The organism is Mycobacterium heidelbergense (genome assembly GCF_050205645.1).
In the GTDB taxonomy this organism is placed as follows: domain Bacteria; phylum Actinomycetota; class Actinomycetes; order Mycobacteriales; family Mycobacteriaceae; genus Mycobacterium; species Mycobacterium heidelbergense_A.
In genome coordinates this window covers 20,894-35,745 of sequence record NZ_JBNMQT010000004.1, presented here as the reverse complement: position 1 = coordinate 35,745, position 14,852 = coordinate 20,894, and the positions used below count along the sequence as shown (strand labels likewise).

At 70.0% G+C, this 14,852-nt stretch carries 13 protein-coding genes and 1 pseudogene; 2 read left to right on the top strand and 12 right to left on the bottom strand.

Translation table 11 applies throughout. The features are described from left to right. The first annotated feature begins 89 nt into the window (after nucleotides 1–89). Nucleotides 90–509: a MarR family winged helix-turn-helix transcriptional regulator gene (locus ACQI5H_RS05330; protein ID WP_427078366.1), complete on the top strand. Its 420-nt coding sequence runs from the start codon at nucleotides 90–92 to the stop codon at nucleotides 507–509. A 1-nt stretch (nucleotide 510) separates the two neighbouring features. Here the strand turns inward: ACQI5H_RS05330 and ACQI5H_RS05325 are convergent, their stop codons facing one another. The 3 genes from ACQI5H_RS05325 to rpsB are packed head-to-tail and all read right to left on the bottom strand — an operon-like array spanning nucleotide 511 to nucleotide 3,629. Continuing rightward, complete coding sequence (locus tag ACQI5H_RS05325) at nucleotides 511–1,935, bottom strand: amidase (protein ID WP_427078365.1); 1,425 nt, start codon at nucleotides 1,933–1,935, stop codon at nucleotides 511–513. Between the two features lie 31 nt (nucleotides 1,936–1,966). Beyond that, nucleotides 1,967–2,782 (bottom strand): translation elongation factor Ts, encoded by an 816-nt coding sequence (gene tsf, locus ACQI5H_RS05320; protein ID WP_427078364.1) that lies wholly within the window; start codon nucleotides 2,780–2,782, stop codon nucleotides 1,967–1,969. A 1-nt stretch (nucleotide 2,783) separates the two neighbouring features. Next, nucleotides 2,784–3,629: a 30S ribosomal protein S2 gene (gene rpsB, locus ACQI5H_RS05315; protein WP_427078363.1), complete on the bottom strand. Its 846-nt coding sequence runs from the start codon at nucleotides 3,627–3,629 to the stop codon at nucleotides 2,784–2,786. 269 nt (nucleotides 3,630–3,898) lie between these two features. Between rpsB and ACQI5H_RS05310 the strand changes: the two are divergent. Continuing rightward, nucleotides 3,899–4,345: pseudogene (locus ACQI5H_RS05310) on the top strand (M23 family metallopeptidase); the annotation flags it as partial. A 67-nt stretch (nucleotides 4,346–4,412) separates the two neighbouring features. Here the strand turns inward: ACQI5H_RS05310 and ACQI5H_RS05305 are convergent. The 9 genes from ACQI5H_RS05305 to ACQI5H_RS05265 form a co-directional block, all read right to left on the bottom strand. After that, the gene (locus ACQI5H_RS05305; RefSeq protein ID WP_427078362.1) at nucleotides 4,413–5,309 is read right to left on the bottom strand and encodes a tyrosine recombinase XerC; all 897 of its coding nucleotides are present in this window, start codon (nucleotides 5,307–5,309) and stop codon (nucleotides 4,413–4,415) included. 32 nt (nucleotides 5,310–5,341) lie between these two features. Beyond that, nucleotides 5,342–6,514, bottom strand: coding sequence for a lactate 2-monooxygenase (locus ACQI5H_RS05300; RefSeq protein WP_427078361.1), 1,173 nt, complete (start codon nucleotides 6,512–6,514; stop codon nucleotides 5,342–5,344). A 2-nt stretch (nucleotides 6,515–6,516) separates the two neighbouring features. After that, nucleotides 6,517–7,377 (bottom strand): siderophore-interacting protein, encoded by an 861-nt coding sequence (locus tag ACQI5H_RS05295; protein WP_427078360.1) that lies wholly within the window; start codon nucleotides 7,375–7,377, stop codon nucleotides 6,517–6,519. 32 nt (nucleotides 7,378–7,409) lie between these two features. Beyond that, entirely contained in the window at nucleotides 7,410–8,570 is a 1,161-nt protein-coding gene (dprA, locus tag ACQI5H_RS05290) for a DNA-processing protein DprA (RefSeq protein WP_427078359.1), read from the bottom strand. Then, entirely contained in the window at nucleotides 8,567–10,078 is a 1,512-nt protein-coding gene (locus ACQI5H_RS05285; protein WP_427078358.1) for a YifB family Mg chelatase-like AAA ATPase, read from the bottom strand. The genes dprA and ACQI5H_RS05285 overlap by 4 nt, the downstream gene beginning before the upstream one ends. Beyond that, nucleotides 10,078–10,464: a YraN family protein gene (locus ACQI5H_RS05280; RefSeq protein ID WP_427078357.1), complete on the bottom strand. Its 387-nt coding sequence runs from the start codon at nucleotides 10,462–10,464 to the stop codon at nucleotides 10,078–10,080. Before ACQI5H_RS05280 ends, ACQI5H_RS05285 begins: the two co-directional genes overlap by 1 nt. Nucleotides 10,465–10,555: 91 nt before the next feature. Further along, the gene (gene fdhD, locus ACQI5H_RS05275; RefSeq protein WP_427078598.1) at nucleotides 10,556–11,371 is read right to left on the bottom strand and encodes a formate dehydrogenase accessory sulfurtransferase FdhD; all 816 of its coding nucleotides are present in this window, start codon (nucleotides 11,369–11,371) and stop codon (nucleotides 10,556–10,558) included. After that, complete coding sequence (locus tag ACQI5H_RS05270; protein WP_427078356.1) at nucleotides 11,368–13,689, bottom strand: FdhF/YdeP family oxidoreductase; 2,322 nt, start codon at nucleotides 13,687–13,689, stop codon at nucleotides 11,368–11,370. Before ACQI5H_RS05270 ends, fdhD begins: the two co-directional genes overlap by 4 nt. A gap of 36 nt (nucleotides 13,690–13,725) precedes the next feature. After that, on the bottom strand, nucleotides 13,726–14,706 hold the full coding sequence (locus ACQI5H_RS05265; protein WP_427078355.1) for an NAD-dependent epimerase/dehydratase family protein: 981 nt from the start codon (nucleotides 14,704–14,706) through the stop codon (nucleotides 13,726–13,728). Nucleotides 14,707–14,852: the final 146 nt, after the last annotated feature.

The window sequence follows — 14,852 nt, the reverse complement described above, 5'->3', positions numbered from 1 at the left end:
CGCCCGGAAATCACCTTCAGGGGTGCACGACCGGGCCGCACCGGCCAAGGTGCACGTGTGGATGCCGCGGATATGTCAATATGATTGACATGGCTCAGATCGAAGATGCCCCACTCGGGTTCCTGCTGTACCGGGTGGCAGCGGTTCTGCGACCGGAGGTTTCCGCAGTGTTGGGCCCGCTCGGGCTGACACTGCCCGAATTCGTTTGCATGCGCATCCTTTCGATGTACCCGGGCCTGTCGAGCGCGGAATTGTCCCGCAACACCAACGTCACGCCGCAGGCGATGAACACGGTGCTGCGCAGGCTGGAAGAGATCGGCGCCGTGGCCCGGCCGGAGTCGGTGTCCTCGGGGCGCGCATTGCCGGCCACGCTGACCGCGGCCGGCCGTACCCTGTTGAAGCGCGCCGAGGGAGCGGTCCGGGTCGCCGATTCGCGCATCCTGGCCAAACTGACCGCGGCCCAGCAACGCGAGTTCAAACGGATGCTCGAAAAGCTCGGATCCGACTGAGTTACGCGGCGCCGTTGGTGTCCTGGATCCGCGCCCACGGCCGGGCCTCTTCGAGTTCGTAGGCCAACTCCAGCAGCAGCGCTTCCTGCCCCATGTCGGCGGCCAGCATCATGCCGGCGGGCATGCCACCGGCGGTCTGGGCCAGCGGCAGCGAGATCGCCGGATCGCCGGTGACGTTCTGCCACGGCGTGAACGCCACCCAGTCGATCAGCCGCTGCATCAGCTGCTGATAGTCGGTCGGCGCGAGGTATCCGACCCGCGGCGTTTCGTCGGCGACCGTGGGCGTAAGCACCGCGTCGTAGTTGCGGAAGAACTCCGCGCTGCGCCGCCGCATCCTGCGCAGGCGCATGATCACCGCAGGTAACCGGTGCAGATTGCGGCTGGTGTGACGGTCCAGGCCCAGCGTCAGGGCGTCCAGCCGGGTGCGGTCGAACGTCTTGCCGAACAGCCGCCGCCCGGCGCGCACCTGCGCCAGCGCCAGGAACCCCCAATACAGCACGAAATCGTCCGAGAAGCGGGCCGGCACCGGGGGCTCGTCGACGTGTTCGACGCGGTGGCCCAGTTCCTCGAGCAGGCTGGCCGTCTTCAGCGTCAGCTCGCGGAGCTGCGGGCTGCACTCGCGGTGCACCGACCGGGTCAGCACGGCGATGCGCAGTCGCTGCCTGCCGGGGCCCGTGACGTCCCCGACCGGCGGCAGCTTGGGGTTGCGCCAGACGCGCTCAGCCTCCCGATAGAACGCGGCCGTGTCACGCACCGAGCGGGTCAGCACGCCGTTGGTGACGATGGCTACCGGCATCCGGCGCAGCTCCGGATCCAGCGGCAGCCGACCGCGCGACGGCTTCAACCCGACAAGTCCGTTGCAGGAGGCCGGAATTCGGATGGAGCCGCCGCCGTCGTTGGCGTGCGCGATCGGCACGACGCCCGCGGCGACGAACGCGCCCGACCCCGACGACGAGGCGCCGGCGGTGTAGTCGGTGTCCCACGGGTTGCGCACCGGCCCCAGCCGGGGATGTTCGGCGGACGCGCTGAACCCGAACTCCGACATCTGCGTCTTGCCCAGCGCTGTCGGCCCGGTGGCCAGATACAGCCGGGTGAACTCGCCGTCGGCGACGGCCTCGAACGGCGTCCAGGCGTCGGCGCCCCGCATCGTCGGCAGGCCGGCGACGTCGACGTTGTCCTTGATGAACGTCGGGACGCCGACAAAAAATCGGGACGACCCGGCCGACGGGTTGGCCGCCGCGGCCCGCGCCTGCTCGAACGCCTTGTGCGCCAAGCCATTCAGGACAGGATTGACGGCCTCGGTGCGGGAGATGGCGGCCTCGATGACGTCGGCCCGGCTGACCCATTCCGCGCGGATGGCGGCGCTGAGGCCGACCGCGTCGAGATCGCCGAGGGCATCATCGCCGAAAGCGTGCACGCGTCGCATAACAGTGACGCTAGCCGTTCGCGCTGGCCGGCTAGGCCTGGCCCACCTCGAAGCGGACAAACCGCGTCACCGTGACGCCGGCCTCGTCGAGCAGCGCCTTGACGGTCTTCTTGCTGTCCGACACCGACGGCTGCTCGAGCAGCACCGCGTCCTTGAAGAAGCCGTTCAGCCGGCCCTCGACGATCTTGGGCAGCGCCTGCTCCGGCTTGCCCTCGGCCTTCGCGGTCTCCTCGGCGATGCGGCGTTCGCTGGCAACGACGTCCTCGGGCACGTCATCGCGGGACAGGTAGCGGGCCTTGAGCGCGGCGATCTGCAACGCGACGGTGTGCGCCGCCTCGGCGCCCTCACCGGTGTACTCGACCAGCACGCCGACCGCGGGCGGCAGGTCGGCCGCACGCTTGTGCAGGTAGGTCTCGACGTTGCCGTCGAAGTACTGCACGCGGCGCAGTTCCAGCTTTTCGCCGATCTTGGCCGACAGGTCCGCGATGGCCTGCTCGACGGTGGTGTCGCCGATCTTGGCGGCTTTCAGCGCGTCGACGTCGGTGGCCTTGGCGGCCAACGCCGCGCCGACGACCTGGTCGGCCAGGGCCTGGAACTCGGCGTTCTTGGCGACGAAATCGGTCTCCGAGTTGAGCTCGATCAGCGCGCCGTCCTTGGCCGCGACCAAGCCCTCGGCCGTGGCCCGCTCGGCGCGCTTGCCGACGTCCTTGGCGCCCTTGATCCGCAGCGCCTCGACGGCCTTGTCGAAGTCGCCGTCGCTTTCGGCCAGCGCGTTCTTGCAGTCGAGCATGCCGGCACCGGTGAGCTCCCGAAGCCGCTTGACGTCGGCAGCGGTGAAGTTCGCCATATCAGCCTTCCGTGGGGGTCGATTCGGTTTCGCCCGCAGCTGCGTCGGTGGGGGCAGAGGGGGTTGCGGTAGCGGTCGCGGAGGCCAGCAGCTCCTGCTCCCATTCGGCGAGAGGCTCGGCGGCCTCCGCCTCGGGCTTGCCGTCACCGCGGCCCAGGCCGGCGCGGGCCTGCAGGCCCTCGGCGACCGCGGAGGCGATCACCTTGGTGAGCAGGGCGGCCGAGCGGATCGCGTCGTCGTTGCCCGGGATCGGGTAGTCCACCTCGTCGGGGTCGCAGTTGGTGTCCAGGATCGCGATCACCGGGATGCCCAGTTTGCGGGCCTCGCCGACGGCGATGTGCTCCTTGTTGGTGTCGACGACCCAGACGGCCGACGGCACCTTGTTCATGTCGCGGATGCCGCCCAGGCTGCGCTCCAGCTTGTTCTTCTCCCGCGTCAGGCCCAGGATCTCCTTCTTGGTGCGGCCCTCGAAGCCGCCGGTCTGCTCCATCGCCTCCAGCTCCTTGAGGCGCTGCAGCCGCTTGTGCACGGTGGAGAAGTTGGTGAGCATGCCGCCCAGCCAGCGCTGGTTCACGTACGGCATGCCGACGCGGGTCGCTTCGGCGGCGACCGATTCCTGCGCCTGCTTCTTGGTGCCGACGAACAGCACGGTGCCTCCGTGGGCGACGGTTTCCTTCACGAATTCGTACGCCTTGTCGATGAAGGTCAGCGTCTGCTGTAGGTCGATGATGTAGATGCCGTTGCGGTCGGTGAAGATGAACCGCTTCATCTTGGGATTCCAGCGACGGGTCTGGTGCCCGAAGTGGGTGCCGCTGTCAAGCAGCTGCTTCATGGTTACAACAGCCATTACGGCCAGTCCTTTGTGTCGGTTGTCGCCCGGCGTCGGGTGAAGCCGGGCCCTGGTGCCTGCTGAGATGTCGAACCCTTAGTCGGGACCGCTCGGCATCCGGTTGTTGCGCAGACACGCGAAGTCAGCCCGTTTACACGGACCGCGGGAAGCAGTTTACACCGTTCAGCCAGGTGCTTTGTCCACAGCGCTGACTGGCCCGATCTTCGGGATCGCGCTGAACTGCACGAGTGCGGTGGATGGCGCTGCTGGCGACCCTGGCCCTGGTCACCGCGGTGCCCGCGGCCGCCGACGACGTTCGGTTGGATTGGCCGCTGCGGCCGCCGCCGGCGGTCTCCCGCGGATTCGACGCCCCCGCACCCGACTGGAATCCCGGGCATCGCGGGGTGGACCTGCCCGGCACCCCTGGCCAGCCGGTCTACGCCGCGGGTGAGGCAACCGTGGTGTTCGCGGGGATGCTGGCCGGGCGCCCGGTGGTGTCGCTGGCACATCCCGGCGGATTGCACACCAGCTACGAGCCGGTCCAGGCGGCCGTGCGGGCCGGACAGCCGGTGACGGCGTCGACGGTGCTCGGCGATCTGGTCGCCGGGCACCCCGGCTGCCGGGCCGCGGCGTGTTTGCATTGGGGCGCGATGTGGGGTCCGGCGTCGGGCGCGCACTACGTCGATCCGCTGGGCCTATTGAAGTCGACCCGCATCCGGCTCAAGCCGTTGAACGGCTAGTCGCGTGTTCGAGTGTGCTTCTGTGGCGCCCTGGACGCACACCGGGCGCCGTCAGTGCACACTAGGCCCGCGGGTGGGCCTGGTCGTGCACCGCTCGCAGCCGAGACACCGCGACGTGGGTGTACAGCTGGGTGGTCGCCAGGCTGGAATGGCCGAGCAACTCCTGGACAACGCGCAGGTCGGCCCCGCCTTCGAGCAGGTGGGTGGCCGCGCTGTGCCGCAGCCCGTGGGGCCCCATGTCGGGGGCGCCGTCGACCGCCGCGACGGTCTGGTGCACGACCGTGCGGGCCTGGCGCACGTCGAGCCGGCGGCCCCGCGCGCCGAGCAGCAGCGCCGGCCCGGACTCGGCGATGAGCAGCGCCGGACGCCCGTCGTCCAGCCAGGCACGCAGCGCGTCGGCGGCCGGCACCCCGAAGGGCACCGTCCGCTGCTTGTTGCCCTTGCCGAGGACGCGCACCAGCCGCTGCCCGGTGTCGACGTCGTCGATGTCCAGGCCGCACAACTCGCTCACCCGAATACCGGTGGCGTACAGCATCTCGACGATCAGCCGGTCCCGCAGCGCCAACGGATCGCCTTGCTGCGCACCGGATTTCGCGGCGGCCATGGCGTCCAGCGCCTGATCCTGGCGGAGCACCGCCGGCAGCGTGCGGTGCGCCTTGGGCATTTGCAGCCGGGCGCCGGGGTCGGTGGTCAGCAGGCCGCGCCGCGTTGCCCATGCGGTGAACGCCCTGACCGCCGAGGTGCGGCGGGCCAGCGTCGTGCGGGCGGCGCCGGCGCTGGCCGCGCCGGCCAGCCACGTGCGCAGCACGGGCAGGCTCACGCCGTCCAGGTCGATGCCGCGTGCGTCCAGGAATTCGAACAGCGAGCGCACGTCGCCCAGGTAGGCGCGACGGGTGTGCGCCGAGCGACCGCATTGCAGCCCCAGGTACTCGTCGAACTCCTCGAGGATCGCCTGCATTCCCCCACGGTCGCAGGCGCGCCCGCCGCCGCTTAGTCGACGCGCCGCAGCGTGTCCGGGGTGAGATCTTTGAGCGTGGGATAGCCGTCGACGGCCATGATCAGGTCCGCTTCGGCCAGCAGCGTGCGCAGCACGTGCACGACGCCGTCGACGCCGCCGAGCGCCAACCCGTACGCGTACGGGCGGCCAACGCCCACCGCGGTGGCGCCCAGCGCCAGCGCCTTGATCACGTCGGCGCCGCTGCGGATGCCCGAGTCGAACAGAACCGGCAAGCCGTCAGCCGCCTCGACCACGCCCGGCAGGCAATCGATGGCCGGCAGGCCGCCGTTGGCTTGGCGGCCGCCGTGGTTGGAGCAGTAGATGCCGTCGATCCCGCCGTCGCGGGCGCGCCGGGCGTCGTCGGGGTGGCAGATGCCCTTGATGAGCAACGGCAGCTCGGTCAGCGAGCGCAACCACGCCAGGTCGTCCCAGCTCAGAGGATTTCCGAAGAGTTGTATCCAGCGCAGCACGGCGCCCTGCGGGTCCTCCTCCGGCGGCCGCTGCAGGCCGGCGCGGAAGACCGGATCGCTGGTGTAGTTGGCCAGGCAGTGGCCGCGCAGCTGGGGGAAGTTCGACGTGCTCAGATCGCGCGGGCGCCAACCGGTGACCCAGGTGTCGAGCGTGACGACGATGCCCTTGAAGCCCGCCGCCTCGGCGCGCTGCACCAGGCTGGCGGCCAGGTCGCGGTCGGTCGGTGTGTAGAGCTGGAAAAACCCGGGCGTATCGCCGAGGGCGGCGGCGATGTCTTCCATCGGGTCGACGGTCAGCGTCGAGGCGACCATGGGCACGCCGGTGGCCGCGGCCGCGCGTGCGGTGGCCAGGTCGCCGTGGCCGTCCTGGGCGCAGAGCCCGATGACGCCGATCGGCGCCATGAACATCGGGGCCGGCAGGGTCAGGCCGAACAGGTCGACGGACAGGTCGCGCTGGGCGGCGCCGACGAACATGCGCGGGTACAACCCCCACCGCTCGAATGCCTCGCAGTTGGCGCGCTGGGTTCGTTCGTCGCCGGCCCCGCCCGCCACGTAGGACCACACCGAGGGCGGCAGTGATTTTTCGGCCTTGGCTTCCAGTTCCGCGAAGACCATCGGAAGCTTCGGCGCCACTCCTGCCAGGCCCTGCAGGTAGATCTCGTTCTGGTAGTCCCCGAAGTGGGGTGGGGGTGCCACCGCTAAGCCCCGGCCCCGGCACCGGCCTCAGTCTCGGCCAGCTCCTTCTTCCATTGCCGGAAGGTCTCTTCGGTGCGGCCGCGTCGCCAATAGCCGGAGATCGACGACGCCCACGTCGCGTCCACGCCGCGCTCTTTGCGGATGTAGGGACGCAGATTGTGCATCACCGTCTGCGCCTCGCCGTGGACGAACACGTGCACTTGCCCGGGCAGCCACGGCGTGGTGGTGATCGCCTCGATCAGCGGCGCGTGATCCCCCGCGCGGTCCTCGGGAACCAGGTCGGCGCGCCCGCCGCGATAGACCCAACTGACTTCGACCGAATCCGGTGCGGTCAAAGGGATTTCGTCCTCCTGGCCGGCTACCTCAATGAACGCCTTGCCAACCGCATTGGCGGGCAACGCTTCCAGGGCGGCGGCGATGGCGGGCAGCGCGGATTCGTCGCCGGCCAGCAGGTGCCAATCGGCGGCCGGGTCGGGGGTGTAGGCGCCGCCGGGACCCATCAGGTAGATCGGCTGGCCGGGTTGGGCCGCGGCCGCCCACGTGCCGGCGACCCCGTGTTCGCCGTGCACCACGATGTCGATGGTGATCTCGCCGGCCGCCGGGTCGACCTGGCGAACGGTCATGGTCCGTACCGAGGGCCTTTTCTCCGGCGGCAGGTCGGCGAAGCTGTCCAGCGTCAACGGCTGCGGCAGGGCGGCCACATCGACATCGTCTGCGACGAAGGCCATCTTGACGTAGGAGTCGGTGAACTTGCTGGGCACGAAGGTCTCGAAAGTCCTGCTGCCCAGCACCACCCGCATCATGTGCCGGGTGAGTTGTTTGGTACCGACGACTTCGAAGCTCTGCAGAGGTCGACCTGCCACTTATCCTCCTGTTCAGACCCGACCCTCGTCGACTATACGAGCCGCGCCTTGGAAGTGATCACCGCAGCTTGGCCGCCACCGGCGCGGACGATCCGCCACCGCCCCTCGCGACGCTCGGCGAAGCCGGCCACCTCGAGCATCGCGAGCGGCCCGAGCACCTGCTGGGGCGCCAGCCCGGCCGCCAGGGCGATCTCGTCGACCGTGACGACGCCGCGGCCCGGTAGTGCCTCGTATACCTGACGCTCGGCCTCGCCCAGCCCGTCCAGCGCCGTGGTGGGCCGCGGCTCCTCGGATGCCAGCTCACCGATGCGACCAACCAGTTCGACAATGTCGTCGGCCCGGGTGACCAGTTCCGCGCCGTTGCGCAGCAGCGCATGGCATCCTGCCGACGCCGACGACGTGACGGGCCCGGGCACGGCGGCCACCACCCGTCCCAGGGCCCGCGCCCAGGCGGCGGTGTTCGCGGCGCCGCTGCGCAGGCCCGCTTCGACCACCACCACCGCGCCGGCGACGGCGGCCACCAGGCGGTTGCGGGTCAGGAACCGGTAACGGGCCGGGCGCACACCGGGCGGGTACTCGGTGAACAGCAGCCCGTGCTGACCGATGCGATGCAGCAGCGCCGAATGCCCGGCGGGATAAGGGACGTCGAGCCCGCCGGCCAGCACGGCCACGGTGATCCCGTCGGCCGCCAGCGCCGCGCGGTGCGCCGCGCCGTCGATGCCATAGGCCCCGCCCGAGACGACGGCGACGTCGCGCTCGACCAGCCCGGCCGACAAATCCGCCGCGACATGTTCGCCATAGGTAGTCGCCGCGCGGGTTCCGACGACGGCGGCCGCGCGGCACGCCACCTCATCGAGGCGTGCGGGACCGAGCGCCCACAACACCATTGGTGGCCCGCCGCGCGGACGAGCGCCGGCGCCGCCGAATGCCGCAAACGCGAGCGGCCACTCGTCGTCGTCGGGCGTGATCAATCGTCCGCCGCGGCGCGCGAGCAGCTCGAGATCGGCTGCGGCCCGGTCTATTTCGCGCCTGGCCTCGGTGTGGCGCGCCAGGTCGTCATTGACCAGGCCACGCCGGACACGGTCGGCCGCCTCCTGCGGGCCCACGCATCCCACCAGTGCGGCCAGTTCTGGACAGGGCGGCTCGGCCACCCGCGACAGGTAAGCCCACGCGGACAACACCGGATCGGTCATCGCTGTGTCCCCGGTTGCCGAAAGCTCAGGGCGGCAGCGACTTCGTCCAGCGCGGGCGAGGTGCGGCCGGCCAGGTCGGCCAGGCTCCACGCGACGCGCAACGTGCGATCCAGGCCGCGGATGGACAGCAGCCCACGGTCGAGCGCGGTCTTCAGCGGTTCCATCGCGGCGTTGCCGGGTCGGAACTTTCGCCGCAACAGCGTCCCGCTGACTTCGGCGTTAGTGCGGAATCCGTGTGGGCGCCAGCGCTCGGCGGCCGCGTCGCGCGCTGCCGCCACCCGCTGGCGAACCTGCGCGGTCGATTCGCCGTCGGTGACCGAGATCGCCCCGGCGCGCACCGGATGCATCTGCACCCGCAGGTCAACGCGATCCATCAGCGGCCCGGACAGCTTGCCCAGGTAGCGGCGTTTGGCCGCGGCAGCGCAGATGCAGTCCCGCGGATCGGCCGGCGCGCATGGGCACGGGTTGGCGGCCAGCACCAGCTGGAAGCGGGCCGGGTAACAGGCCACCCCGTCGCGGCGGGCGAGGCGAATCTCCCCGTCCTCCAACGGCGTTCGCAACGCTTCCAGCGCGCTGACGCTGATCTCGGCGCATTCGTCTAAGAACAACACGCCGCGATGCGCACGGCTGACCGCGCCGGGGCGGGCCATCCCCGATCCCCCGCCGACGAGAGCCGCGACGCTGGAGCTGTGGTGCGGCGCCACGAACGGCGGCCGGGTGATCAACGGCGTATCGGCCGTCAGCAGCCCGGCCACCGAGTGGATCGCGGTGACCTCCAGGGACTCACCGTCCGACAGCGGCGGCAGCAATCCCGGAAGCCGTTGCGCCAGCATCGTTTTGCCGACCCCCGGCGGCCCGGTCAGCATCAGGTGATGCGCCCCGGCGGCCGCGACCTCCACCGCGAACCGCGCTTGCGCCTGTCCGATAACGTCGGCCAGATCCGCCGACGGCTCCAGGTCGGTGGCGCCCGCGCTGATCCTGCGGTCCAGGCCGCCGGACCCGCCGAGCCAGCCCTGCAACTGCCGCAGCGTGCGCACGCCCCAGACGTCGATCCCGTCGACCAGGCTGGCCTCGGCAAGGTTGTCCACCGGGACGACGACCGCCGGCCAGCCGTCGCGCTTGGCGGCGAGCACGGCCGGCAGCACGCCGCGCACCGGCCGAACCCGGCCGTCCAGCGACAGCTCGCCCAGCAGCACCGTCTTCTCCAGGCGTTCCCACGGGTGCTTTCGCTGCGCCGACAGCACCGCGGCCGCCAGCGCGATGTCGTAGACGGATCCCATCTTCGGCAGCGTCGCCGGCGAGAGCGCCAGCGTCAGGCGGGCCTGCGGCCAGGTGTTGCCGCAATTGGTGACCGCCGCCCGGACCCGGTCGCGCGACTCCTGCAGCGCCGCGTCGGGCAGGCCCACCAGGTGCACCCCCGGCAGGCCGGAGGTGATGTCGGCCTCGATTTCCACTGTCGCGCCGTCCAATCCGCGCACCGCGACCGAGAACGCCCGCCCCAGCGCCATCAGCCGATTCCCTGCAGGTGGGTGATCTCCGGGGTGCGTCCCGAATTCTTAGGCCCAACCCGCACGCCGATCACGTCGATGCGCAGCGCCGCCCAGCGCTCACCCTGGCCGGCCAGCCACAGCCCCGCCAAGCGGCGCAACCGTCGGGCCTTCCGCTCGGTGACCGCATAGGCGAGGCCCCCGTAGCCGTCCCCGGTCCGGGTTTTGACTTCGACGAACACCAGGGTTCGGGTGAGAACGTCGCACGCGATCACGTCGAGTTCGCCGTAGCGGCAGCGCCAGTTGCGGCCCAGGATCCGCAACCCCATCCTCGTCAGGTGATCCACGGCGAGCGCTTCGCCCAACGCTCCCAGCTGGGCGCGGGTCAGAGTCGTTTCTGTCGTCATGCGGCCAACGTGCCCGGTGGCTCCGACACGACACGGCCGAGGGCCGGCCGAAACGGACGGTTATCCCCAGTCCCCGGTCTATCCCCAGCCGCTAGGTGATCCGGTCCGCCCGGGTGTACACGTTCATCGAGTCCTGCCGCAGGAACGCCACCAGCGTGACGCCGGACTCCTCGGCCAGGGAGACAGCCAGCGATGACGGTGCCGACACCGCGGCGAGCACGGGAATCCCTGCCATCACGGCCTTTTGCGTCAACTCGAACGACGCCCGCCCGCTGACCAGCAGGACCGTCGCGCCCAGCGGTACCCGATCGTGCTCGAGTGCCCAACCGACGACCTTGTCGACCGCGTTGTGCCTGCCGATGTCCTCGCGCACGGCCAGCATCGAGCCGTCCACGCCGAACAATGCCGCGGCGTGCAGCCCACCGGTGCTCGCGAAAACCTTTTGCGCGGAGCCGAGTTGGTCCGGCATCGCCTTGAGCGTGGCCGCGGCCACGGTCGCCGGATCCGAACCGGGCGAAAACCGGCCCATCAGCCGCACCGCTTCCAGCGAGGCCTTTCCGCAGACCCCGCACGACGACGTGGTGTAGAAGTTGCGGGTGACGTCGAGGTCGGGCGGCGCGACGCCGGGAGCCAACGTGACGTCCAGGACGTTGTACGTGTTTTCGTCGTCACGCCCCCCGCAGTAGCGAATGGTGACCACGTCCTCGCGGCACCCGATGATTCCCTCGGTGAGCAGAAAGCCTTGCGCGAGTTCGATATCCGAGCCGGGGGTGCGCATCGTCACGGTCACCGGGGCGCCGTTGACGCGGATCTCCAGCGGCTCCTCGACGGCCAGGGTTTCCGGCCGGGTGGTCGCCCGATCGGCGCTGAGATGCCGGACCCGCCGCCGCGCGGTGACGTGCCCTATGACGCCGGCTCCAATCGCACAATGATCGCCTTGGACACCGGGGTATTCGATTTGGCCGCGGTGTGATCCAGCGGAACCAGCGCGTTGGTCTCCGGGTAGTACGACGCGGCATTGCCTACCGGGGTCGAATAGCCCACTACCAGAAAGTCCTTCGCGCGCCGCTCCTGCAGCCGTTGGTCGGCGTCGGTCCACTCCGAGACCAGGTCGACCCGCTGTCCCTCCGCCAGGCCGAGCGCCGCGATGTCGGCGGGGTTGACGAACACCACGCGGCGGCCCCCCTTCACGCCCCGATAACGGTCGTCGAGCCCGTAGATCGTGGTGTTGTACTGGTCGTGGCTGCGCAACGTCTGCAGCACCAGCCGGCCCGGCGGCACCGGAACCCACTGCAGCGGGTCCGCCGCGAAGTTGGCTTTGCCTGTGCTGGTGCGGAATTCGCGTGTATCGCGCGGCGGGTGGGGCAGTTGGAATCCGTCGGGCTGGCGCACCTTGCGGTTGTAGTCGGCGCAGCCGGGAACCACCGCCGCGATCGCGTCGCGGATGGTGTCGTAGTCGGCCGCGAACCGCTCCCACGGCACCGGATGCGCCGCGCCGAGCAGCCTGCGGGCCAACTGGCAGACGATTTCCACCTCGCTGCGCACCTGGTCGCTGGGCGGGTGCAGGCTGCCGCGTGACAGATGCACCATCGACATCGAATCCTCGACCGAGACAACCTGTTTGCGGCCGCCTCGGATGTCGCGGTCGGTGCGGCCCAGCGTCGGCAGGATCAGCGCGGTGCCGCCGTGCACGAGGTGGCTGCGGTTGAGTTTGGTCGAAATCTGCACCGTCAGCGCGCAACTGCGTAGTGCCGCCTCGGTGACGGCGGTGTCGGGGGTGGCCGACGCGAAGTTGCCGCCCATTCCCACGAATACCCGGGCCTGCCCGTTGCGCATGGCGCGGATCGCGGCCACGGTGTCATACCCGTGCTTGCGCGGGCTGATGATGCCGAATTCCCGGTCCAGGGCGGCCAGGAACTGCTCGGGCATCTTCTCCCAGATGCCCATCGTGCGGTCGCCCTGCACGTTGGAATGCCCACGCACCGGGCAGACTCCCGCGCCCGGCTTGCCGATCATGCCGCGCAGCAGCAACAGATTGGTGATCTCGGCGATGGTGGCCACGGCGTGGGTGTGCTGGGTCAGGCCCATGGCCCAGCACACGACAGTGCGCTGCGATGCCATCAGCATCGCGGCCACGCGCTCGAGTTGTCCGCGTTCGACGCCGCTGGCGGCGAGCACTGTGTCGAAGTCGATCCGCAGCGTCCGGCGCCGGTACTCATCGAATCCCGCGCAATGCGCGTCGACAAACGAACGGTCGATGACGGTGCCCGGGGCGCGGTCGTCGGCCTCGAGCAACAACCTTCCCAGACCGGCGAACAACGCCATGTCGCCGCCGAGGCGGATCTGCACGAATTCGTCCGCCATCGGGACGCCTTGCCCCACAAGCCCGTTCACCTTCTGCGGGTCCTTGAACCGGATCAGCCCGGCCTCGGGCAGCGGGTTCACCGCAATGATCTTGGCGCCGTTGGCCTTTGCCTTCTCCAGGACCGTGAGCATCCGCGGGTGATTGGTGCCGGGGTTTTGCCCGGCGATGACGATCAGGTCGGCGCGCTCGACGTCGTCGACGGTGACCGAGCCCTTTCCGATTCCGATCGATTCGGTCAGCGCCGAACCCGAGGACTCGTGGCACATGTTGGAGCAGTCGGGCAGGTTGTTCGTGCCGAAGCAGCGGACCAGCAGCTGGTAGCAGAATGCCGCTTCGTTGCTCGTGCGGCCCGACGTGTAGAACACGGCTTGATCCGGGCTGTCCAATGCGCGCAGCCGCTCGACGATCAACTCATACGCGTCATCCCAGCCGATCGGCCGGTAGTGGTCGTCACCGGGCCGCAGCACCATGGGCTCGGTGAGACGACCCTGTTGGGAAAGCCAATACTCGGGCTTCGCCGACAGTTCGGACACCGAGTGCCGGGCGAAAAACTCGGGCGTCACGGTGCGCTTGGTGGCCTCTTCGGCGACGGCCTTGGCGCCGTTCTCACAGAACTCGGCCAGCTTGCGCCCGCCCGGCTCCTCCGGCCATGCGCAGCCGGGACAGTCGAAACCGTTGCGCTGATTGAGCCGCGCGAGGGCGGCCGCGGTTCGCAGCGCGCCCATCTGCTCGAGCCCCCGCTGCAGCGAAACCAGGACCGCCCGCATGCCCGCCGCCTCCCGTTTGGGGGGCGCGACGGTCACCGCGTGTTCGTCGTAGTCGGCGGGGATGTCGCCGGCCACCGAACGGTGAAACCTCACGAATTCAAACTACATTGACCCGCGCTCACACCGCCCTCACACCGAGGAAGCCAACTCCGCCAGGGTCTCCGCCGCGGAGTGCACCGGCCGCCAGCCGAGTTCCTTTTTCGCCTTGGCGGTGTCCATCACCACCGACGTCCGGGCGACGTGCAGCCATTCCAGCATCGACGGGGCGAACGGCACCCGCGAAATCGCCGCGGACGCCGCCGACGCGGCGGCGGCGGGCACCCGTATCGGCCGGCCGCCCAGCGCCTTGGCCACGTCGGCCACCGTCACCAGGCCGTCGCCGGCGATGTTGTACGAACCCGGCGGTGTCGGAGCGGTGGCCGCCAGCGCGATCGCGGTGGCGACGTCGTCATGGTGGACCAGCTGCAGCGGGAAGCCGGGGTCCGGCACGACCGGCTTCAGCGCCGGCACCAGCTTGGTCACCGCGCGAATCGGACCGGGCAGCCGGTTCCACGGCATCGCGTCGGCGAGCGCGGGCGCGTTGGGTCCTGCGACGATGCACGGCCGCAGGATGAATACCTCAAGCGGCGAATCCCGGGTGACTTCGGTAAGCAGCGCCTCACACGCCGCCTTCTGCGCGGAGTAGTAGTGCTCGGGTGACCCGCGCGGCGGCACGTCCTCGGTGAGTGGGACGGGATTGTCGGAGTGGTAGCCATACGCCGCGACCGAGGAGGTGTACGCCAGCCGCCGCGGCCGCACGCATTCCACCGTCGCCTCGAACACGTTGCGCGCGCCCTGTAGGTTGATGCGCTCGCTCTCTTCGCGCGACCCCATGATGAGGAACGCCAGGTGGACCACCACGTCGGCCTGCGCGACGAGCGCGTCGACGGCCTCACGATCCAGGATGTCGCCCTGCTGATAGGTGGTCTTGACCCAGCCGCGCGACGACGGGTCGAACGGCCGCCGCGCCATTCCGACGATGGTCTCCACCGCGGGCTCGCGCTCCAGCGCCGTCACCGCGGAGATGCCGATTTCGCCCGTCGGCCCGGTCACCGCAACCGTAATTCCCACCTCAGGTCTCTTCCCGGCAGCGGGTCAGCCAAACTGCGATCGCGAAAATCGCTGGTCGTCGCGGCGATTTCCCCGTAAGAACGCAGTGCGGGCCCACCCTTAGACGGGTATGCGTAGGGTCAATGAAGCGCGCTGGTAGATATGCA

Coding starts and splice junctions, on each gene's coding strand:
- ACQI5H_RS05330 (WP_427078366.1), top strand. CDS start 90: ATGGCTCAGATCGAAGATGCCCCACTCGGGTTCCTGCTGTACCGGGTG.
- ACQI5H_RS05325 (WP_427078365.1), bottom strand. CDS start 1,935: ATGCGACGCGTGCACGCTTTCGGCGATGATGCCCTCGGCGATCTCGAC.
- tsf (WP_427078364.1), bottom strand. CDS start 2,782: ATGGCGAACTTCACCGCTGCCGACGTCAAGCGGCTTCGGGAGCTCACC.
- rpsB (WP_427078363.1), bottom strand. CDS start 3,629: ATGGCTGTTGTAACCATGAAGCAGCTGCTTGACAGCGGCACCCACTTC.
- ACQI5H_RS05305 (WP_427078362.1), bottom strand. CDS start 5,309: ATGCAGGCGATCCTCGAGGAGTTCGACGAGTACCTGGGGCTGCAATGC.
- dprA (WP_427078359.1), bottom strand. CDS start 8,570: ATGACCGATCCGGTGTTGTCCGCGTGGGCTTACCTGTCGCGGGTGGCC.
- ACQI5H_RS05285 (WP_427078358.1), bottom strand. CDS start 10,078: ATGGCGCTGGGGCGGGCGTTCTCGGTCGCGGTGCGCGGATTGGACGGC.
- ACQI5H_RS05280 (WP_427078357.1), bottom strand. CDS start 10,464: ATGACGACAGAAACGACTCTGACCCGCGCCCAGCTGGGAGCGTTGGGC.